General features: G+C 63.5%; 18 protein-coding genes. 12 read left to right on the plus strand and 6 right to left on the minus strand.

Annotated features, from left to right (window positions below; genetic code table 11):
• Positions 1–42: 42 nt before the first annotated feature.
• The 5 genes from FJ490_RS23270 to FJ490_RS23290 form a co-directional block, all read right to left on the minus strand.
• Positions 43–1,011 (minus strand): ABC transporter permease, encoded by a 969-nt coding sequence (locus FJ490_RS23270; RefSeq protein ID WP_140729254.1) that lies wholly within the window; start codon positions 1,009–1,011, stop codon positions 43–45.
• Complete coding sequence (locus tag FJ490_RS23275) at positions 1,008–2,561, minus strand: sugar ABC transporter ATP-binding protein (protein ID WP_140500305.1); 1,554 nt, start codon at positions 2,559–2,561, stop codon at positions 1,008–1,010. Before FJ490_RS23275 ends, FJ490_RS23270 begins: the two co-directional genes overlap by 4 nt.
• Positions 2,562–2,623: 62 nt before the next feature.
• Positions 2,624–3,619 carry an ABC transporter substrate-binding protein gene (locus tag FJ490_RS23280; RefSeq protein WP_140729253.1) on the minus strand — a complete coding sequence of 332 codons (996 nt, stop codon included), beginning with the start codon at positions 3,617–3,619 and terminating at the stop codon, positions 2,624–2,626.
• A 327-nt stretch (positions 3,620–3,946) separates the two neighbouring features.
• Positions 3,947–4,945: an aldo/keto reductase gene (locus FJ490_RS23285; RefSeq protein WP_140522562.1), complete on the minus strand. Its 999-nt coding sequence runs from the start codon at positions 4,943–4,945 to the stop codon at positions 3,947–3,949.
• A 111-nt stretch (positions 4,946–5,056) separates the two neighbouring features.
• Positions 5,057–6,562 (minus strand): altronate dehydratase family protein, encoded by a 1,506-nt coding sequence (locus FJ490_RS23290; RefSeq protein WP_140522560.1) that lies wholly within the window; start codon positions 6,560–6,562, stop codon positions 5,057–5,059.
• Positions 6,563–6,814: 252 nt separating this feature from the next.
• Between FJ490_RS23290 and FJ490_RS23295 the strand changes: the two genes are divergently transcribed.
• From FJ490_RS23295 to gndA, 6 genes are all read left to right on the plus strand, one after another.
• Entirely contained in the window at positions 6,815–7,717 is a 903-nt protein-coding gene (locus FJ490_RS23295) for a GntR family transcriptional regulator (RefSeq protein WP_140500297.1), read from the plus strand.
• Positions 7,718–7,855: 138 nt separating this feature from the next.
• The gene (locus FJ490_RS23300) at positions 7,856–8,212 is read left to right on the plus strand and encodes a DUF2946 family protein (protein ID WP_140500463.1); all 357 of its coding nucleotides are present in this window, start codon (positions 7,856–7,858) and stop codon (positions 8,210–8,212) included.
• 102 nt (positions 8,213–8,314) lie between these two features.
• Entirely contained in the window at positions 8,315–8,857 is a 543-nt protein-coding gene (locus FJ490_RS23305) for a copper chaperone PCu(A)C (RefSeq protein ID WP_140522558.1), read from the plus strand.
• 38 nt (positions 8,858–8,895) lie between these two features.
• Positions 8,896–9,414, plus strand: a complete 519-nt coding sequence (locus FJ490_RS23310; RefSeq protein ID WP_140500293.1) for a YcnI family protein — start codon at positions 8,896–8,898, stop codon at positions 9,412–9,414.
• A gap of 52 nt (positions 9,415–9,466) precedes the next feature.
• On the plus strand, positions 9,467–11,101 hold the full coding sequence (locus FJ490_RS23315; protein ID WP_140729252.1) for a copper resistance CopC/CopD family protein: 1,635 nt from the start codon (positions 9,467–9,469) through the stop codon (positions 11,099–11,101).
• A 115-nt stretch (positions 11,102–11,216) separates the two neighbouring features.
• Positions 11,217–12,665, plus strand: a complete 1,449-nt coding sequence (gndA, locus tag FJ490_RS23320; protein ID WP_281405498.1) for an NADP-dependent phosphogluconate dehydrogenase — start codon at positions 11,217–11,219, stop codon at positions 12,663–12,665.
• A 102-nt stretch (positions 12,666–12,767) separates the two neighbouring features.
• On the opposite strand, the gene FJ490_RS23325 is transcribed toward gndA, so the two are convergent.
• Entirely contained in the window at positions 12,768–13,811 is a 1,044-nt protein-coding gene (locus tag FJ490_RS23325; protein ID WP_140500287.1) for a LacI family transcriptional regulator, read from the minus strand.
• A gap of 403 nt (positions 13,812–14,214) precedes the next feature.
• Here FJ490_RS23325 and FJ490_RS23330 point away from each other — a divergent pair, with 403 nt between their 5' ends.
• The 6 genes from FJ490_RS23330 to FJ490_RS23355 all read left to right on the plus strand — a co-directional run bounded on the left by FJ490_RS23330 (position 14,215) and on the right by FJ490_RS23355 (position 20,409).
• Positions 14,215–15,453, plus strand: coding sequence for an ABC transporter substrate-binding protein (locus FJ490_RS23330; protein WP_140558365.1), 1,239 nt, complete (start codon positions 14,215–14,217; stop codon positions 15,451–15,453).
• Positions 15,454–15,547: 94 nt separating this feature from the next.
• Positions 15,548–16,441, plus strand: a complete 894-nt coding sequence (locus FJ490_RS23335) for a sugar ABC transporter permease (RefSeq protein WP_140729251.1) — start codon at positions 15,548–15,550, stop codon at positions 16,439–16,441.
• A complete protein-coding gene (locus tag FJ490_RS23340) occupies positions 16,434–17,369 on the plus strand; it encodes a carbohydrate ABC transporter permease (protein WP_140657266.1) in 936 nt (311 codons plus the stop codon). Before FJ490_RS23335 ends, FJ490_RS23340 begins: the two co-directional genes overlap by 8 nt.
• The gene (gene ugpC, locus FJ490_RS23345) at positions 17,369–18,469 is read left to right on the plus strand and encodes a sn-glycerol-3-phosphate ABC transporter ATP-binding protein UgpC (RefSeq protein WP_181165360.1); all 1,101 of its coding nucleotides are present in this window, start codon (positions 17,369–17,371) and stop codon (positions 18,467–18,469) included. The genes FJ490_RS23340 and ugpC overlap by 1 nt, the downstream gene beginning before the upstream one ends.
• Before the next feature lie 39 nt (positions 18,470–18,508).
• A complete protein-coding gene (locus FJ490_RS23350; RefSeq protein ID WP_140729250.1) occupies positions 18,509–19,255 on the plus strand; it encodes a sugar phosphate isomerase/epimerase in 747 nt (248 codons plus the stop codon).
• Between the two features lie 11 nt (positions 19,256–19,266).
• Positions 19,267–20,409, plus strand: a complete 1,143-nt coding sequence (locus FJ490_RS23355) for a Gfo/Idh/MocA family oxidoreductase (protein WP_140500277.1) — start codon at positions 19,267–19,269, stop codon at positions 20,407–20,409.
• Positions 20,410–20,469 lie beyond the last annotated feature (60 nt).

Below are 20,469 nucleotides of genomic sequence, written 5' to 3' on the forward strand. Positions count from 1 at the left end.
ATGGAATCGTCGGCCGATTTTCGACCCGGCCGGCGATCGATTTTACTTGCCACCTCGGCGGCGCAGGCCGTCGAAGTAGACGATGACGATGATCAACATGCCGGTGATGACGCGCTGCCAGAACGTGTTGACGTTGAGCAGGTTGGCGCCGTTGTTGATGGTGGAGAGGATGAACGAGCCGATCAGCGGCCCGTGCACCGAACCGATAGCGCCGAACAACGACGTGCCGCCGATCACCGACGAGGCGATGGCTTGCAGCTCGTAGGTGTCGCCCTGCGTCGGATTGCCGATGCCGATGCGGGACGCGAGCAGCACGCCGACGAAAGCCGCGCACAGGCCGGACAGCACATAGGCCATGTAGATCGTGCGCGGCACGTTGACGCCGGAGAGGCGCGCGGCTTCCGCGTTCGAGCCGACGGAGAAGAGATAGCGTCCCCATCGCGTGTGGTGCAGGAAGACGTAGGAGGGCAGGGCAACCACGATTACCATCCAGAACAGATAGGGGATCCCCAGCAGCGAGCCGCGCGAAAACGCCTGGAACGCGTCGCTGTTGATCGATATCGAATTGCCATTGGTCATCAGGAGACCGATGCCGCGCAGCGAGGTCATGGTCGCCAGCGTGATGATGAAGGGCGGCAGGCCCATCCTGACGATGCCGAAACCGTGGAACAGGCCGATGGCGACCCCCACCAGCAGCGTCGCCAGAACCGCGATCCAGACCGGCCAGCCGGCATTGATCAGCAGCGCGACGATGACGGTGGCGAAGCCGACGATGGCGCCGACGGAAAGGTCGATGCCGCCGGTGATGATGACGAAGGTCTGGCCGACGGCCAGGATGGCGATCAGAGAACCCTGGCGCAGCAGGTTGGTGATATTGAGCGCCGAAGCGAAGGACGGCGTGGCGACCGCCAGGATGACCCACATCAGAAGCAGCAGGCCAAGCAGCGTCAGCCCGAACAGGGCATTGTAGTTGCGCCTCGGCTTTTCGGCAGGGATCGCCTCGGTGCTCATGTCTGTCCTCCCGTCTTTTCTTGTTTCTCGGCCAGGGCCTGGCTCAGAATGTCCTCGTGATCGGCGGTGCGGAAACCATGCGTGGCCACCAGCTTGCCGCGCCTGAACACATGCAGCGTGTCAGCCAGTTCGTAGACCTCAGGCAGATAGGACGAGATCAGGATGATGCCCGCGCCCTTGGACAACAGCACACTGAACAGCCGGTAGATCTCGGCCTTGGTGCCTACATCGACGCCGACCGTCGGCTCGTCGAAGATGAACAGTTTGGCGCCGTGCGCCAGCCACTTGCCGATGACGATCTTCTGCTGGTTGCCGCCCGACAGGCTGGAGGCCAGCGCGCCGCGCGTCGGCGTCTTGATCCTGAGGTCGGCGATCTGCCGGTCCGCCTCGGCCTTCTCCTGCGCAGACGAGATCAGCAGATTTTTCGATATGCGCTTGTAGATCGGCAGGTTGAGATTCAATGCAACCGGCAGGTTGAGGCACAGGCCCTGGTCGCGGCGGCTTTCCGGTGCCAGCGCCATGCCGAGCTTGATGGCGTCGTGCTCGGAGTTGACCTGCACCTCCTTGCCTTCCCACAACACCTGGCCGGCCGATTTGCGGTGGCGGCCGTAGAGGGTGGTGACGAATTCGCTGCGGCCGGCTCCGATCAGGCCGTAGAGCCCGACGATCTCGCCCGCGCGCACCGACAGAGAGACATTCTCGAAACCCTTGCCGGACAGGTTCCGCGCCTCGGCGATGACGGCGCCCGGCGTGAAATGCTCCTTGTGATAGATCTGCTCGATCGAGCGGTTGATCATCAGCTTGACCAGCTCCGGCTCATTGGTCTCGGCGATGTTGCGGGTGCCGACCAGCGTGCCGTCACGCAGCACCGAGACGCGGTCGGCGAGCTCGAACACCTCCTCCATGCGATGGCTGATGTAGATGATGGTGACGCCTTCACCCTTCAGGCGGCGGATCAGCGTGAACAGCTGGTCGGCCTCTTTGCGGGTGAGGTAGGCGGTCGGCTCGTCGAAAATCAGGAATTTGGTGCCGCGCACGGTGGCTCGGGCGGCGGCGATCAGCTGCTGCTGGCCGATGGTGAGATCGCCGAGCACGACATGCGCCGGCAGGTCGAAGCCGAGACCGTCGATGATCTTCTGCGCTTCCCTGACCATGGCTCGTTGCTGGAGGATGCCGAAGCGCGAGTTCTCCTCGCCGAGGAACATGTTGGCGGCGACGGTCAGGTGGCGGCAGAGCACGACTTCCTGGTGCACGGCGTTGATGCCGAGCGCCATGGCTTCGTGCGGCGTCGCCAGGGCAGCCGGCTTGCCTTCCCACACAACCTCTCCGGAGGTGCGCGGGATGACGCCGGTCAGAAGTTTGATCAGGGTCGATTTGCCGGCACCGTTCTCGCCGACGATGGCGTGGATCTCTCCCGCCTTGAAGGCCAGGGTCACAGGCTTCAGCGCATGCGTGCCGGGATACCGCTTTTCCAGACCCTGCAGCTCGAGGATCGTCCTGCCGGGCTCCAGCACGGGGGCCGGATGCAGTTCCTGCGCGGTCGACGTCATGGCAATCCTCCCTGTTGTTTCCGGGGCGCAGAGGCCCCGGAAACAGTTGCGCGTGCCGATGCTCAGTTGAGCTTCGGGTTGAGCAGCGCGTCGATCTTGGGATCCTTCATGTTGGCCTTGGTGACCAGGTTGGCGCCGGTGTCGACATTGGTCTCGACCTTTTCACCCTTGGAGGCGGCAAGCGCGGTCTTGATGCCGTCATAGCCCATCCGGTAGGGATCCTGGACGACGAGGGCGGAAATGACGCCATCGTTGAGGAACTTGATCAGCTTCTCGTCGCTGTCGAAGCCAACCAGCGCCAGCTTGCCGCCGAGGCTGTTTTCGGCGACAGCCTGCCCGACGCCCTGCGCCATGATCAGGTTGGAAGCGAAAATACCCTTGAGGTTCGGATTGGCGGTGATCAGGTCGGTGGCGATGTTGAGGCCGGTGGTGGCCTGGCCGTCGGCATATTTGTCGGCGACCAGCTTCAGGCCCGGATATTTCGCCTTGAGCTGTTCGATGAAGCCCTGCTTGCGCTGTTCGAGCGAGCCGGCGCCAGGCGTGTTGGTGATCAGGGCAACGTCGCCCTCGATCTTGCCGCCATTGGCTTCGCCGATGGCCGCTGCGAGGCCGTCAGCGGCGACGCGGCCGCCCTGGACGTTGTCGGTGGTCAGGAAGGAGGTGAAGGCCTTGGAGTCGGCGCCGGAATCGATGCCGATAACCTTGACCTTGGCGGCGGCTTCGTCGATCGGCTTGCCGAGCGCCTTGAACTCGGTCGGCGAGATGACGATCGCCGCCGGATTGCTGGCGACGGCGTTTTCGAGGATCGAGATCTGGCCGTTGACGTCAGTTTCTGCCTGGGCGCCGAGCTCCGGCACGTTGACGCCGAGATCCTTGCCGGCCTTGCGGGCCCCGGCCAGAACGATCTGCCAGTAGAAGGACGTGGTGTCCTTGACGATGATCGGAATGGTCACGTCCGCCGCCGAAACCGGCGCCGAGTGCATGACGCCGGCAAGCATCGACGCGGCCGCCAGCGCCATGACTGCGCGGCGATTGAGAATGTTGGTCACGAATTTCATGGAATTCCTCCCTAGGTCGCCCGGTGAACGATACGGAAGCTCGGTTCGGATAGGCGTAGCCAAACAGAACTTTATCAATAAAAAACAGTTGCAGCATTTTGATAGTGCATCGATCCGGTCGATGCAAGCGGTGTTTATGCCATCCTCGGGACACGGCGGTCATGACCGCACTGGCGCCTTGCTCTCTGCCCGACGCTTCCGTTTCGCGTGACTAACGTATGGAATATTAATTCCATAAATTAGTCAATATAGAATGCCCGTTCCTTCTCCGGTTCGCGGGATCGTGAAGCCCCGCGATCGCACCTTCACCCGGGCGGGCCGGCGGCTTCATGCCAATTCCTGCACCACGGTGTAGGGGCGGTACCTGGCGTAGTCCGCCTGAGGCACGTCGACATCGAGCAGTTCGAGATTGCGGGTCAGGTTCGCCAGCTTGGCGGTGCCGGTCAGCACGGTGGCGACCGAGGATTCCTGGAGGGGGAACTGGAACGCGGCGGCGGCGAGCGGGTAACCACCTTCGGCGGCGATCCGCTCCATCGCGCCGACGCGGTCGAGCACGTCACCGCTGGCGGGCTTGTAGTCGAAATGGGCGCCCTGCACCGGTCCGGTCGCCAATATGCCGGAGTTGAACACACCGCCGATGACCAGCGAAGTCTGTCGGGCGCGGCAGAGCGGCAAAAGTTCGGCCTCGGCGCTGCGATCGAGCAAGGAATAGCGGCTGGCGAGCAGGATACAATCGAGCGGCGCGCGACGCATCACGTCGAGACATATCCGGACTTCGTTGACGCCGAGCCCGTAGGCGGAAATGACGCCGGAGTTTTTCAGTTCTTCGAGCGCCTTGAGCCCACCGTCCATCAACTGGCGAAAGTGCATTTTGGTCTTCTCGACGCCATGCGTGTACACGCCGATGTCGTGCACAAACAGGATGTCTATCCTGTTTAGACCAAGCCGCGCATAGCTGAAGTCGACCGAGCGCATGATGCCGTCATAGGAATAGTCGTAGTCGAGCGCGAAGGGCAGCGGATCGACATAGGAGTGATCGGGAACCTGATCCTCCGGAACGGGCCGGAACAGGCGCCCGACCTTGGTCGACAGCACATAGGAATCGCGCGGCTTATAGCGCAGGAAGTCGCCGAAACGCCGCTCCGACAGGCCGAAACCATAGAAGGGCGCGGTGTCGAAATAGCGCAGGCCCGCCTCCCACGCGCCTTGCAACGTTTCCATCGCCGCCTCGCGCGAACAGGCGCGGTAGAGCCCGCCGATCGCGGCACCGCCGAAGCTTACTTCGGTGACCTCGAGCGCCGTCTGGCCGATGCGGCGTTTTTCCATGCACAACCTCCCCGTTGCCCGCCATTATCCGGCGCGGCAGATTCCAAGACTCAAGCTGCAGCATTCCAGGAAAGCTCGTGGCCACTTTCCGGACTGCGCGACTTCAAAGAGCTAGAGCGTCGCGCCGAGATGCCAGGGCACGAACTCGTTGTCGCCGTAGCCGAAATCCTCGCTCTTGGTCTTGCGGCCGGAGGCCGTCTCGACGATCAGTTCGAAGATCTCGCGGCCCATGCCGGCGATGGTCTTCTCGCCGGAGGCGATGACGCCGCAATTGACGTCCATGTCCTCTTCCATCTGATGATACATGGTCGAGTTGGTGGCGACCTTGATCGACGGCGTCGGCCGGCAGCCGAAGCAGGAGCCGCGGCCGGTGGTGAAGACGATGATGTTGGCGCCGCCCGCCACCTGGCCGGTGGCGGACACCGGGTCGTAGCCGGGCGTGTCCATGAACACCAGCCCGCTGCCGGTGACCTTTTCGGCATAGCCGAAGACGCCGTTGAGCGGCGTCTGGCCGCCCTTGGCTACCGCGCCCAGCGATTTCTCCAGGATGGTGGTGAGGCCGCCGCGCTTGTTGCCGGGCGAGGGGTTGTTGTCGATCGAGGCGCCGTGCTTGGCGACGTGGTCTTCCCACCACTTGACGTAGCCATCGAGCTTCTTGGCGATCTCGGGCGTCGCGGCGCGATAGGCGAGCAGATGTTCGGCGCCGTAGATTTCCGTCGTCTCGGAGAGAATACCGATGCCGCCGACGCCGGCCAGAATGTCTACCGCAGCGCCCAGCGCCGGATTGGCCGTGATGCCCGACATGCCGTCGGAGCCGCCGCATTGCAGGCCGACGACGATCTCGCTCACGGGGATCGGTTCGCGCTTGAGCTCGCCGACTTCCTCGGCGATCTCGGCCAGTACGCCCATGGCCTTTTCGACCGATTTGCGCGACCCGCCGGCGTCCTGGATGTTGAAATGGCGCTTACCGGCGGCCGCACCCTTCTGGCCGTACAGCGTGAGCTGGTTGACCTCGCAGCCGAGCCCAACCATCAGCGCGCCGCCGAAATTGGGATGGCGGGCATAGCCGGCCAATGTGCGGTGCAGCACCATCATGCCGTCGCCGGTGGCGCTCATGCCGCAGCCCTGGCCGTGAACGATCGGGACGAAGCCGTCGATGCCGGGATATTTTGGCAGCAGCGTGCGGTTGGCCGCGTCGGCGATGGCGTGGCAGACGGTGGCCGAACAGTTGACGCTGGCGATGATGCCGATGAAGTTGCGCGTGCCGGCGCGGCCGTCGGCGCGGCGATAACCCATGAAGGTGCGGGCGCGGTCGGCCTCGGTCGCATGCTCGGCCTCGCTTGGCGGTACCACCGGCAGGCGGCCGGCCTCGAACACCAGATTGTGCGAATGGACATGCTCGCCGGGCGCGATGTCCTGCGTGGCGCGGCCGATTGCCTGGGCATATTTGACCACGGCGGACCCGGCGGGAATCGGCTTGATCGCCACCTTGTGGCCGGGCTCGATGATGGCGGCGGCAAGCGCTCCGCCGGGCAGCGCGGTGCCGGTCTCGATGCGGCCATTGGCGACCGCGACATTGTCGGCTGGGGACAGAAGAATTGAGTTGGAGGCGTTCACGGGCGTTTCCTGGGGTGATCCTGGGAGGCGCGGATTGACACGCGCCTGTTAAGAGTTAATGTCTTTTATCGTGAAAAAACAGTTTTGCGTCAATTGTTTTTTCCGGCAGTTCCTATGCGGCTGGATGAGTAGCGGCGCTGCAACCGGTAAGCGAGCCCCTCGGCAAAGCGATTCCGCTTTCGAGGGCGATAGGAACGTCATATTGCGCTTCAAGCCGGCCGCCGCAAGCGCCGGCCAGCGATGGGTCAGGGCATGTCGAAGAGCAACAACGTCTACAAGGATGCCTATAACAGGTGCCTTAGGCTGCTCGACGAGACGCGCAGCCTGCCTTCGGAACCGGAGCTGGGTACGCTGCTCGGCGTCAGCCGCACCACTGTGCGCAGCATCCTTGCGCGCATGGAAGAAACCGGATTGATCGCCTGGAACAAGCGCGCCAAGACGGTGCTGCGCGAAACGCGCCCCGATGATTTCTTTCCCGAGGAAGAGACCGACACGCTGGCCGAGATCATCGAGCGGTCGTTCATGCGCAGGCTGCTCGCCGGCGGCGCCGAGGCCGGCATGCAGATCAATGAGCTCGAACTGGCGCGCGAGATCGGCGTCGGCACCACCAGCGTGCGCGAGTTCCTGATCCGCTTCTCCCGCTTCGGCCTGATCGAGAAGCGCCGCAACAGCCATTGGGTGCTGAAGGGTTTCACCCGCGCCTTCGCGCTGGAGTTGACGGAAATCCGCGAGATGTTCGAGCTGCGCTCGGCATCGGCGTTCACCGCACTGCCGCAGGACAGCGCGGTGTGGGCCGATCTCGACAATCTCGAAGAGGAACACCGCGGCCTCGCCCGTGACATCGCCACGCGCTTCAACGAATTCTCGGAGCTCGACGAGCGCTTCCATCGGCTGATCCACCGCGCCTCGCACAACCGCTTCATCGTCGATTTCTATGATGTCATCGCCATGATCTTCCATTACCACTACCAGTGGAACAAGGCGCAGGAGCGCGAGCGCAACGAAATCGCGATCGGCGAGCATCTGGCCTATATCGCGGCGCTCAAATCACGCGACCTGGGCAAGGTCGATGCCGCCTGCCGCAAGCATTTGAAGTCGGCGCGCCAGACGCTGCTGACCTCGATCCCCGAGAGCCGGCACCCACAGAGGCCCTGATCGCGCCGCGTTGCCGCAGCACCGATTTGCCGATTTTCCGTCTCTTGCTGCCGTGGTAGACATCTTCCGGTGATCGCTTGAAGATGCAGATGGTTTGAACAGGCAAGTCATTTGACCAAAAAGGGGAGACGGTGGAGCATTCCGGTCGCGCTTGTCGCGGCCTACCTGCTGCTGCTTCAGTCGACGCTGAGCGCATTCGCCTTCGCCACCGGACCGGCCGCCTCGCAAATCGACGCCTTCGGCAACGTCATCTGCACCCACGAGGGCACTGCCCAGCTTCCCGATGGCGGCCCGCATCCGTCGCATCTGCCGGCATGCTGCATGCTGGGCTGCAGCATGGTTTCAGCGGCCTTTGCGCCGCCACCCGATGCCGGGCTTGCGCTGGCCTCGCTTTCGTTCGAAGCCGTCGTTTTCATCTTTCCGGCGGCCACGCATCTCAATTTCGCGCGCCAGCGGTCGCCGTCGAACCCGCGCGCGCCGCCGCTTTCGGCCTGAGCCTGCTGTACGCCCGGCGGAACCTTCCGCCGGTGCTTTCATCCAAAGAACGAATCGTTCGCGACCGGCCAACGGCGCGATCCCCTATTCATGGAGCAAACCATGTCCCAAGCTTTTCATATCGCGGCGCCTCCTTCGGGCGGCCGCACCAAATTCCTGCGCCGTTTCAATGAACGTGTCGGCCTTGCCGTGCTGGCGTTTGTGCTGTTGTTCTTCGGTGCCCAGGCCGTCTGCGCGCATGAATTCAAGGCCGGCGATCTCGAGATCGAGCATCCCTGGTCGCGCGCGACACCCACAGGCGCCAAGGTGGCCGGCGGCTATTTCACCATCACCAACAAGGGCAATGCACCCGACCGGCTGCTGTCGATTTCCTCCGACGTCTCCGAAAAAGCAGAGCTGCATGAAATGGGCGTCAAGGACGGCGTCATGACCATGCGGCCGGTGACGGGCGGCCTGGAAATCCCGGCCGGCGGCAAGGTGGCGCTAGCACCCGGCGGCTATCACCTGATGTTCATCGGCCTGAAGCGGCAACCCAAGCAGGGCGAAGAATTCGCAGCCACGCTGACCTTCGAAAAGGCTGGCGCCGTCAACGTCGAGTTCGCTGTCGAAGGCATGGGCGGTGGCATGGACGACCACGCCAATTGACCGCGCCATCCACAACTATTGAATTCAGAGGGACCATCATGAACAAGTATCTTCTGTCGGCCGGCGCGCTTCTGGCGCTGGGGACCAGTGCCGCCTTTGCGCATGTCACGCTCGAAACACAGGAAGCGGCGGTCGGTTCGACCTACAAGGCCATCCTGCGGGTGCCGCATGGCTGTGACGGCAAGGCGACGACCGCCGTGCGCGTGCAGATCCCGGAAGGGGTGATCGCGGTGAAGCCGATGCCGAAGCCCGGCTGGACGCTGCAGACCAAGAAGGGCAAGTACGAGAAATCCTACCAGCTCTACGGCCAGGCGGTGGCCGACGGCGTCAAGGAGGTCGATTGGAGCGGCGGCAATCTGCCAGACGAATTCTACGACGAGTTCGTCTTCCGTGCGATGCTGACGGCAGACCTCCCGGCGGGTCAGAAACTCTATTTCCCGGTGGTGCAGGAGTGCGATGGCGCCGCCGACCGCTGGATCGAAATCCCGGCGGCCGGGCAGGACGAAGACGCCCTGGAGAACCCCGCGCCCGGCATCGAGCTCACGCCGAAAAAGTAAGCTCTCGCGGTGCGCTCCATTGTCCGGAGCGCGCCGCATTTATGGCAATGACATGACGGTGATATTCCCTTCCAGGACGGTTCGCGCGACCGGCAAGCTCATCGGCCGAGCTGCCATAGGGCTGCTGACCTTGGCCATGCTGATTGCCGTGGCCACGACAAATCAGGCCTTTGCGCACGCCGCGCTGATCAAGACCGATCCGGCCGACGGCGCCGTGCTGTCGCAGGCCCCGGCGCAATTCGCGCTGACTTTCAGCGAACCGGTCTCGCCACTGGTGCTGACGCTGGTGAAGCCCGACGGCACGCCCGTTCCGCTGACGTCCTTCCGCCTCAGCGACCAGACCGTCGTGATCGACGATCCGCAGGCACTTGGATCGGGCACGCATGTGCTGAGCTGGCGAGTGATTTCCGCCGACGGTCATCCGGTCGGCGGCTCTCTGCTGTTTTCCATCGGCGCGGCGAGCCAGCCGCCGGCTGTTTCCGAAGCCGTCGACTGGCAATTGCGCTCGGCGATCTGGATCGGCAAGGTCTGCCTCTATATCGGCCTATTCCTCGGGGTCGGCGGCGCCTTCGCTCTCGCCTGGCTGGCGCGGGGTGGCCGCGCCGGACAGCGCTTCGTCGCCGCCGCAATCCTGTGCGGGCTGGTCGCGGCAACCCTGTCGCTTGGCTTTCAAGGGCTGGATGCGCTCGGCGCGCCGCTCTCGCATATGGCGCAGCCGGCCATCTGGACCGCCGGTCTCGGCACCAGCTTCGGCTGGATGGCGTTGATCGCGTTGATCGCGCTGGGGCTCGGTCTTTTGTCGCTGGCCGGGCCGCGCGCGGCCGCCAGGCCCCTCGCGCTCGCCGGCCTGGCCGGAACGGGTCTCGCGCTCGCCGCCAGCGGCCACGCAAGTGCCGCCGAGCCGCAATGGCTGACGCGGCCGATGGTGTTCCTGCATGGCGCGGGCATTGCCTTCTGGGCCGGCGCGCTGGCGCCGCTCGGACTCGCGCTGAAACGGCAGGATGCCGAAGCCGTCACGTTCCTTCGCCGGTTCTCCGCCGCTATCATGCCGGTGGTGGCCTTGCTTGCCGCCGCCGGCGTGGTGCTGGCCGTCATCCAGGTGCAAACACCCGCAGCGCTGGTCAACACCGCCTATGGCCGGCTGCTGCTGGTCAAGCTCGCGCTGCTGGTCTTCCTGTTCACGCTCGCCGCCGTCAACCGCTGGAGGTTGACGGCAATGGCCGAGGCGGGGGCGACGGAAGTGCGGCGCAGGCTCACCCGTTCGATCGGCGTCGAAATACTGATCGTACTCGCCATCTTCGGTGTTGCCGCCGGCTGGCGCTTCACGCCGCCGCCACGGGCGCTGGCGATTGCCGCGGCGCAGCCGGTGTCGGTTCATATCCACGCGCTGAAGGCGATGGCCGACCTCAGCATCACGCCCGGCCATGCCGGGCCGGTCGCCGCCTCGATGATCATCATGACCGGCGATTTCGGGCCGCTCGACGCCAAGGAGGTGACGCTGGTGCTGTCGAAGCCGGACTCCGGCATCGAGCCGCTGAAGCGGGCCGCGACAAAGCCCGGCGACGGCAGCTGGCGTGTCGACGATCTCGTCATCCCGGTCCCTGGCCGGTGGACGGCGCGCATCGACATACTGGTCTCCGATTTCGAGATGGTGAAGATCGAGGCGCCGGTAGACATCAGGCCGTGATGGCTCTCCAACACAATTCGGCGAGGCGGTTGACGCGAGCCTGAAGGCCCGTCAATCATCCTGGCAGGATGCATCTTGGCAAAAACCCGGGCAATCGCGGGCTCGAACAAACAAGATCCGAAAGCAGGGAAGAAACATGGAAAAAGCCGAAATTGGCCTGATCGGCCTTGGCACGATGGGCTCCAACCTGGCGCTCAACATCGCCGAGCACGGGCACCGCATCGCTGTGTTCAATCGCACCAAGGCGCGTACGGATGCCTTTGTCGAGAATGCCGGCGCGCTCAGGGATATGGTTGTCCCCTGCTACAGCCTGGAAGAACTCGCCGCCGCGATCCGGCCGCCGCGTCCGATCATCATCATGGTGCTGGCCGGCAAGCCGGTCGATGAACAGATCGCCGCATTGCGCGGCGTGCTGTCCCATGACGACATCGTCATCGATGCCGGCAACGCCAATTTCCGCGACACGATGCGGCGCTTTTCCGAGCTGGCGGGCTCCGGCCTCACCTTCATCGGCATGGGCGTGTCCGGCGGCGAGGAGGGTGCGCGCCACGGGCCGTCGATCATGGTCGGCGGCACCGAGGAGTCCTGGAAGCGCGTCGAGAAGGTGCTGACGGCAATCTCCGCCAAGTTCAAGGACGAGCCATGCGCGGCCTGGCTCGGCACCGACGGCGCCGGCCATTTCGTCAAGACCATCCACAACGGCATCGAATATGCCGACATGCAGATGATCGGCGAGATCTACGGCATCCTGCGCGATGGCCTGGGCATGGCGCCGAAGGAGATCGGCGCCGTATTCGCCGGCTGGAACAAGGGCCGGCTCAACTCCTACCTGATCGAGATCACCGCCAAGGTGCTGGCGTCAGATGATCCCAAGACCGGCAAGCCGGTGGTCGACATCATCCTCGACCGCGCCGGCCAGAAGGGCACCGGCAAATGGTCGGTTATCGAGGCACAGCAACTCGGCATTCCGGCGACCGCCATCGAGGCGGCGGTGGCGGCACGCGTCCTGTCATCGATCAAGGACGAGCGGCTTGCGGCGGAAAAAGCCTATGGCAACATCGGCGTCACCAGGATTTCGGGCGACAAGGCAGACCTGCTCAAGGATCTGGAACTGGCGCTGTTCGCCGGCAAGATATCAGCCTACGCGCAAGGCTTCGCCGTGATGAGCGGCGCTTCGAAGGCGTTCAACTGGAACCTGCCGATGCCGACCATCGCCAAGATCTGGCGTGCCGGCTGCATCATCCGATCGCAGATGCTCGACACCATGGCCGAAGCCTTCGGCCGCGGCGGCGCTTCGACCAATCTCCTGATGGCGCCGGCCTTCATCACCATGATGCAGGAGGCGCATCCGTCACTGCGGCGCGTCGTGGCCAGGGCTTCCGAAGCCGGATCGCCGGTGCCGGCGCTGTCTTCGGCCCTTGCCTATTTCGACAGCTATCGCCAGGGCCGCGGGACCTCGAACCTGATCCAGGCACAGCGTGATTTCTTCGGTGCGCATGGCTTCGAGCGTATCGATGACAAGGGCGCCTTCCATGGACCCTGGGGGAGCGGCGCCGCCGGCTAACGGTTCAGCGTTTCGCGGAACGGCGTACCGCTCTATCTCTTTGTTTTTTGGGCAATGCCTTAGGAAAGCTACGCGGGAATTGCTCTGGCGGCGGGGCTTCAATCAGCCGCGATAGGCCACAACTTCGCCCGGCGCGCTGAGTGACTGCAGCGAGCCGGGCGCCGCGCCGCCGATCCAGCCGAGCACGGCGCGGGCGAGCTCGGAGCCGGCCAGCCGGAAGTTCTCGTTGACGATCAGCAGTTCCCGGCGGAACAGATGCAGCAGTTCCGACGACTGCTTCGACACCACGTCGATGTCGCGGCCGAGTTTCAACCCGGCGTCCTCGATGCCGGCAACAATGGCAAGCGTGGCGGCCGCGGCGCTGCTGACGATGCCGTCCGGCCTGATGTCGCGCCGCATCAGCTGCGCGGTCCTCATCCTGATCTGCTCGATCGAGTGGTCGATCGAAACGGTGTTGAACGGCACCTCCGAGGCGCCGACTTCGCTCAGCGCGTCGGCAAAGCCGTTCACGGTGTGGCCGTGATAGGTCAGGCCGACCGGCGGCGTCACCAGAGCCAGCCGACGCCGGCCCAAGCCGGCCAGATGGCGCACCGCCTCGGCCGCGAAGGCGTAATTGTCGAAATCATGATAGGGGTGCACGAGCCCCATATCGGTGCGGCCGTGCGTTGCAAAAGGTATGCCGCGCTCCAGCATGTAGCGGGCCCTTGGATCGTTGGGCTGCGTGCGCGAAATGATGACGCCATCGGCGGAGCCAGTCTCCACCAGATAACGCACCGGATCCAGCGGATCCTGCGAGCGCGAGTAGGGCGTGACGATCAGATGGTAGGGCGTATCGGCGATGACTTCGGTGACGCCGTAGATGATGTCTGAGACAAAGCTCATGATCTCGTGCTCGGTGTTGAGCACGAGGCTGATGACGTTGGTCTTGCCGGTTCGCAGGCGCACGCCGGCGCGGTTCGGCCGGTAACCGATCTGCTTGGCCACGAGCTGGACGCGGCGCCTGGTCTCGGCGCCGATCTCCGGCGCGTCCTTCAGCGCCCGCGACACGGTGGTGACGCCGAGCCCGGTCATGAAGGCAAGCGTCTTCAGCGTCGGCCGCTCCCTGGCCGACGTCTCGTCATCGCTGTCCGTGCGCCGTCTGTCCATTCGTCCCGCCCCGTCAGGCGCTTAGCAGCCGCCGGCCAGGCCGGCAATCGCCGCCGTCGCTCCCATGGCGCGTCTCCTTAGCTGAACAAGCCTATACTGAAACGTTACAGATTGTCACGACCGGTGTTCGACCAGGCTGTGGCCGAGGTCGAAAGTCCGCATGGGCTCGCCGCCGAAAAGCGTTGGGAATCAGCAGGAAAGGCATTGGGAGCAAGCTTCTTGCGAGCTTTCTGTCTTGCCATGTGGGATTTTGCGTATTGCGCTGCACAACGGGCTCCATCCCGAAAGGATTTTGTTCGCGCCTCGAAAAATATCGAACTGACTTTCAAGGGAAGGGTTGCGCATATCTTGCAATTGCCGTATCGAAAATCTGTAACGTTTCAGATTCTGGGAGGAAACCGAAATGCGATACAAATTCCTGACCGCCGCGCTTGCGGCGACGGTGGCGTTGAATTTTGCCGGGCCGGCGGCCGCAACCGATCTGGAAGTCACCCATTGGTGGACATCCGGCGGCGAGGCGGCGGCGGTCGCCGAACTCGCCAAAGCCTTCGACGCAACCGGCAACCACTGGGTCGACGGCGCCATCGCCGGGTCCGGCGGCACGGCGCGGCCGATCATGATCAGCCGCATCACCGGCGGCGACCCGATGGGCGCCACCCAGTTCAACCACGGCCGGCAAGCGGAAGAGCTGGTGCAGGCAGGCCTGATGCGCGATCTCACCGATGTCGCCACCAAGGGCAAGTGGACCGAGGTCGTGCGGCCGAAGAGCCTGCTCGACGGTTGCACCATCGACGGCAAGATCTATTGCGTGCCGGTCAACATTCACTCCTGGCAGTGGCTGTGGCTGTCGAACGCGGCCTTCGAGAAGGCGGGCGTGCCGGTGCCGAAGAACTGGAACGAATATGTCGCCGCCGCCCCGGCGCTGGAAAAGGCCGGAATCGTCCCGCTCGCGGTCGGCGGGCAGGCCTGGCAGGCGTCGGGCGCCTTCGACGTGCTGCTCGCCGCAGTGGGCGGCACCGACACCTTTCTCAAGGTCTACAAGGACAAGGATGCGACGTTCGCCGCCGGTCCCGAAGTCGCCAAGGTCTTCAAGGCGGCCGACGATGCGCGCAAGATGGCCAAGAACACCAATGTCCAGGACTGGAACCAGGCCACCAACATGGTCATCACCGGCAAGGCCGGCGGCCAGATCATGGGCGACTGGGCGCAAGGCGAATTCCAGGTCGCCGGCAAGACAGCCGGCAAGGACTATACCTGCCTTCCCGGGCTTGGCCTGAACGAGGTCATCGCCACCGGCGGCGACGCCTTCTATTTCCCACTGCTCAAGGACGCCGACAAGTCCAAGGCGCAGGAAGTGCTGGCCGAGACCTTGCTCGATCCCAAGACCCAGGTCGCCTTCAACCTCAAGAAAGGCTCGCTGCCGGTGCGCGGCGACGTCGACCTCAACGCTGCCAATGATTGCATGAAGAAGGGGCTCGACATCCTGGCCAAGGGCGCCGTCATTCCCTGGACGGACCAACTGCTCTCGCAGGACAGCCAGAAGCAGAAGGAGGATCTCTTCTCGGAGTTCTTCGCCAAGCCCGACATGACGCTCGAAGAAGCGCAAAAGCGCTTCGCCGACATCATCGCCTCGGCCGATTGACCCCCGACAAGCCGCCTCGCTCCCGGCCACCTCAGGGCCGGGAGCGAGGCGTGCCGACCTTGTCGCCCTTACCCGATCCAGCATGGCTGCACCGATGAGCAAGAGCGAACGCCCGAGCCAACTCTTCCGCAACCTCAATGCGAAGGTCGCTTCGATCCCGATGATCCTCACCGCGCTGGTGGTGTTTGTCGGCGGCACAGCCTGGACGGTGCTTTATTCCTTCACCAATTCGAAGCTTCTGCCGCGTCTGCATTTCGTCGGGCTCGACCAGTACTACCGGCTGTGGGCGACGCCGCGCTGGCTCGTCTCGATCGAGAATCTCTTGATCTACGGCGTGCTGTCGCTCGTCTTCTCGCTGGTAATCGGCTTCCTGCTTGCGGCACTGCTCGACCAGAAAATCCGTTTCGAGGACACCTTCCGCACCATCTTTCTCTATCCTTTCGCGCTTTCCTTCATCGTCACCGGCCTCGTCTGGCAATGGCTGCTCAATCCCGATTTAGGCATTCAGGGAGTGGTTCGCGACCTTGGCTGGACAAGCTTCAATTTCGATCCGCTCTACAATTCGAGCATCGTCATCTACGGCATATTGATCGCCGCGCTGTGGCAGGGCACCGGGCTGATCATGTGCCTGATGCTGGCCGGCCTGCGCGGCATTGACGAGGACATCTGGAAGGCCGCGCGGGTGGACGGCATCCCCACCTGGAAGACCTACGTCTTCATCATCATCCCGATGATGCGGCCGGTCTTCATCACCACGCTGGTGATCATCGCGTCGGGCATCGTCAAGGTCTACGACCTCGTCGTCGCGCAGACCAGCGGCGGGCCAGGCATTTCCTCTGAAGTGCCAGCCAAATATGTCTACGACTACATGTTCTTCGCCCAGAACCTCGGCCAGGGCTTTGCCGCCTCGACCATGATGCTCTTGTCGGTGATGATCGTCATCGTGCCGTGGGCCTATCTCGAATTCGGAGGCCGCAAGCGTGTCTGATCATGCCGTCTCCCTGGCCGCGTCCCCCGCCGCCATTCGCGCCGATGCCTCGGGACCGAGCGGACCGAAGCCCCGGCACATGTTGTCGCGCCGCAACATCTTCCTGTACGGCACGCTCATCGTGGTGGCGCTCTATTACCTGCTGCCGCTCTACGTGATGGTTGTCACCTCGCTCAAGGGCATGCCGGAAATTCGTCTCGGCAACATCTTCTCGCCGCCGGTCGAGATCACGTTCGAGCCGTGGGTCAAGGCATGGTCGCAGGCCTGCACCGGTCTCAACTGCGACGGTCTCTCTCGCGGCTTCTGGAACTCGGTGCGCATCACCGTCCCCTCGGTGATCCTGTCGATCGCAATCGCCTCGGTGAACGGCTACGCGCTGGCCAATTGGCGCTTCAAGGGCGCCGACACGTTCTTCGTCATCCTGATCGTCGGGGCCTTCATCCCCTATCAGGTGATGATCTATCCGATCGTGATCATCCTGCGCGAGATCGGCCTCTATGGCAGCCTGAGCGGCCTGGTGATCGTGCATTCCATTTTCGGCATGCCAATCCTGACGCTCTTGTTCCGCAACTATTTCACCTCCATGCCGGAGGAACTGTTCAGGGCTGCGCGCGTCGATGGCGCCGGCTTCTGGGGCATTTATCTGCGCATCATGTTGCCGATGTCGCTGCCGATCTTCGTCGTCGCCGTCATCCTGCAGGTGACCGGCATCTGGAACGACTTCCTGTTCGGCGTCGTCTATACGCGCCCCGACACCTATCCGATGACGGTGCAGCTCAACAACATCGTCAACTCGGTGCAGGGGGTGAAGGAATACAATGTCAACATGGCCGCCACCATCCTGACCGGGCTGGTGCCGCTGGTCGTCTACTTCATTTCCGGCAAATTGTTCGTGCGCGGCATTGCCGCCGGCGCGGTGAAAGGGTGATGTCGATGGCGGCAAACGGCACCAGCGTTTCGATCCAGGACCTGTCGCTGAACTTCGGCTTGGTCTCGGTGCTGCAGACGCTCAACCTCGACGTCGCCGAGGGCGAGTTCATAGTGCTGCTCGGACCCTCGGGTTGCGGCAAGTCGACCTTGCTCAACTGCATCGCCGGACTGCTCGACATTTCGGACGGCCGCATCTTCATCAAGGGCAAGAACGTCACCTGGGAAGAGCCCAAGGACCGCGGCATCGGCATGGTGTTCCAGTCCTACGCACTCTATCCGCAGATGACGGTGGAGAAGAACTTATCCTTCGGGCTGCGCGTCGCTGGCGTGCCCAAGGACGAGATCGCGAAGCGCATAGCGCGCGCCGCCGAGATCCTGCAGATCGAGCCGCTGTTGCAGCGCAAGCCCGCAGCGCTCTCCGGCGGCCAGCGCCAACGCGTGGCGATCGGGCGCGCGCTGGTGCGCGACGTCGACGTGTTCCTGTTCGACGAGCCGCTGTCGAACCTGGACGCCAAGCTGCGCTCCGAACTGCGCGTCGAGATCAAGCTTTTGCACCGCAAATTGCAGAACACCATGATCTACGTCACGCATGACCAGATCGAGGCGATGACGCTGGCCGACCGTATCGCGGTCATGCGCGGCGGCGTCATCCAACAACTCGACGCGCCGCAGACCATCTATAACAAACCGGTCAACCGCTTCGTCGCCGGCTTCCTCGGTTCGCCGGCGATGAACTTCATTGACGGCAGGCTCGAGAAAGACGCTGGCAACTGGTTTTTCGTGGCCGACAATCTCAAGGTTCCACTCGGCACCTATCATTTCGACAAGCAACCGGAAGCCGGCCCTGCCGTGTTCGGCATCAGGCCCGAGCATGTCAGCCTGAACAGCGGCACGGGCTGGCCATTCTCGACGGCGGCCAATGTCGAGGTGGTCGAACCGATGGGGTCCGACACGCTGGTGTGGCTGAAGCTTGCAAAGCAGAATTTCAGCGTCCGGGTCACCTCGGAACGGACGCCCAAGAACGATGAGGCGGTGACGGTGGGCTTCGACCCGATGCGCGCCTCGCTCTTCGATGCCCAAACCGGCAGCCGCATCTAAAGCCCGATAACCATCCCCCAAGCAGAACGGACAAAGACGATGAACTGGTCATTCCAACTTTACAGCGCGCGCAATTTCCAGCCCTGGGAAGGCGTGCTCGAGATGCTCGGCAAGCTCGGCTACACAGAGGTTGAAGGCTTCGGCGGCGTCTATGACGATCCCAAGGCCTTCCGCGCTCAACTCGACAAAAACGGCCTTGCCATGCCGACCGGGCATTTCTCCATCGATGCGCTGGAGAAGGATTTCGACGGCGTGCGCAGGATAGCTGAAGCGCTCGGCATCAAGCTTTTGATCTGCCCCTTTCTCATGCCTGAGTCCAGGCCTTCGGACGCTGCCGGCTGGCGCGGCTTCGGCGAGCGCCTGGCCAAGGTCGGCGAGACGGCGAAGAAGGGCGGCTACGGCTTTGCCTGGCACAATCATGATTTCGAGTTCAAAAAACTCGCCGACGGCTCGCTGCCACAGGATCACATCCTGGCTTCAGCGCCCGACATCGGCTGGGAGATGGATGTCGCCTGGGTGGTGCGCGGCGGCGCCGATCCGCTGCCCTGGATCGAAAGGCACGGCAAGCGCATCGTTGCCGTTCACGTCAAGGACATGGCAAGGCCGGGCGAGGGGCTGGACGAGGACGGCTGGTCGGATGTCGGCCACGGCACGATCGACTGGGCCGGCCTGATCGAGGCGCTGCGGCCCAAGAGCGCGGCCAAATATTTCATCATGGAACAGGACAATCCCAATGACATCGAGCGCTTCGCCCGCCGTTCGATCGCAACCGTAACGGCCTATTAGGAACAAGCATCATGGCAAACAAACTTGGCGTCGGCGTCATCGGCTGCGGCAACATCTCGAAGGCATATTTCTCGCTGGCGCCGCTGTTTCGCGGCATCAAGATGCGGGCTTGCGCCGATATCAACATGGACGCCGCGAAAGCGCGGGCGAAGGAGTTCAAGCTGCGCGCCGAGACGGTCGAGGACCTGCTCAAGGCCGACGACATCGACATCATCGTCAACCTGACCATTCCGGCCGTGCACTACGAAGTGTCGAAACAGGTGCTCGACGCGGGCAAGCATGTCTATTCGGAAAAGCCCTTCGTGCTTTCGGTCAAGGAGGGGCTCGACTTGAAGAAGCGGGCGGAGAAGAAGGGACTTCGCATCGGCTCGGCACCCGACACCTTCTTCGGCGGCGCGCATCAGTTGGTGCGCAACCTGATCGATACCGGCAAGCTCGGCAGGATCACCAGCGGCACTTGCCATGTCATGGGGCACGGCATGGAGCACTGGCACCCCAATCCGGACTTCTTCTTCCAGCCGGGCGCCGGCCCCGTGCTCGACATCGGGCCGTATTACATCACCAATCTGATCCAGCTGATCGGACCGGTGAAGCAGGTGGCGGCCTTCGCCACAACCCCGGCCAAGGAACGCACGATCAGTTCGAAGCCGCGCGCGGGCGAAAGGATCCCGGTCAACACGCCGACCACCATCCACGGCCTGCTGGAGTTCGAGAACGGAGCCGTGATCACGCTCAACACCAGCTGGGACGTCTGGAGCCACGGCCATGCGCCGATGGAGCTCTATGGCGAGATGGGGAGCGTGTTCGTGCCGGATCCGAACTTCTTCGGCGGCGACGTGCGCTTCACCGAAGCGGCCAAGCCGGTCAAGAAGCTGCCGAAATGGCAGCATCCGTTCGGCGTACCCAACGAGATGCATTCGCAGGGCATGATGGCCAATTATCGCACCGCCGGCCTCGCCGACATGGCGATTGCGATCTCCGAGGGCAGGCCGCACCGCTGCTCGATGGAGCTGGCGCTGCACGCCGTCGACGTCATGACGGGAATCCTGCGCTCGGGCGAAACCGGCAAGTTCGTCGCCATGCAGACCACCTGCGAACGTCCAGCCGCGCTCGGCATCAAGGAAGCCAAGGCGCTGATGGCGAAGAAGAGCTAGATCGCGGATTATCGATAATTTTGATGAACCCTCTCCCCGTTTTCGCGGGGAGAGGGTAAG

Origin of the sequence: Mesorhizobium sp. B2-5-11 (assembly GCF_006440835.1) — a bacterium.
Classification (GTDB): Bacteria; Pseudomonadota; Alphaproteobacteria; order Rhizobiales; family Rhizobiaceae; genus Mesorhizobium.

Excerpts from the sequence above, each read along its gene's own strand:
- FJ490_RS23285 (WP_140522562.1), bottom strand. The coding sequence starts at position 4,945 with ATGGAAAAACGCCGCATCGGCCAGACGGCGCTCGAGGTCACCGAAGTA.
- FJ490_RS23355 (WP_140500277.1), top strand. The coding sequence starts at position 19,267 with ATGGCAAACAAACTTGGCGTCGGCGTCATCGGCTGCGGCAACATCTCG.
- FJ490_RS23325 (WP_140500287.1), bottom strand. The coding sequence starts at position 13,811 with ATGGACAGACGGCGCACGGACAGCGATGACGAGACGTCGGCCAGGGAG.
- FJ490_RS23275 (WP_140500305.1), bottom strand. The coding sequence starts at position 2,561 with ATGACGTCGACCGCGCAGGAACTGCATCCGGCCCCCGTGCTGGAGCCC.
- FJ490_RS23330 (WP_140558365.1), top strand. The coding sequence starts at position 14,215 with ATGCGATACAAATTCCTGACCGCCGCGCTTGCGGCGACGGTGGCGTTG.
- FJ490_RS23270 (WP_140729254.1), bottom strand. The coding sequence starts at position 1,011 with ATGAGCACCGAGGCGATCCCTGCCGAAAAGCCGAGGCGCAACTACAAT.
- FJ490_RS23305 (WP_140522558.1), top strand. The coding sequence starts at position 8,315 with ATGTCCCAAGCTTTTCATATCGCGGCGCCTCCTTCGGGCGGCCGCACC.
- ugpC (WP_181165360.1), top strand. The coding sequence starts at position 17,369 with ATGTCGATGGCGGCAAACGGCACCAGCGTTTCGATCCAGGACCTGTCG.
- FJ490_RS23295 (WP_140500297.1), top strand. The coding sequence starts at position 6,815 with ATGTCGAAGAGCAACAACGTCTACAAGGATGCCTATAACAGGTGCCTT.
- FJ490_RS23280 (WP_140729253.1), bottom strand. The coding sequence starts at position 3,619 with ATGAAATTCGTGACCAACATTCTCAATCGCCGCGCAGTCATGGCGCTG.
- FJ490_RS23335 (WP_140729251.1), top strand. The coding sequence starts at position 15,548 with ATGAGCAAGAGCGAACGCCCGAGCCAACTCTTCCGCAACCTCAATGCG.
- FJ490_RS23310 (WP_140500293.1), top strand. The coding sequence starts at position 8,896 with ATGAACAAGTATCTTCTGTCGGCCGGCGCGCTTCTGGCGCTGGGGACC.
- FJ490_RS23315 (WP_140729252.1), top strand. The coding sequence starts at position 9,467 with ATGACGGTGATATTCCCTTCCAGGACGGTTCGCGCGACCGGCAAGCTC.
- FJ490_RS23350 (WP_140729250.1), top strand. The coding sequence starts at position 18,509 with ATGAACTGGTCATTCCAACTTTACAGCGCGCGCAATTTCCAGCCCTGG.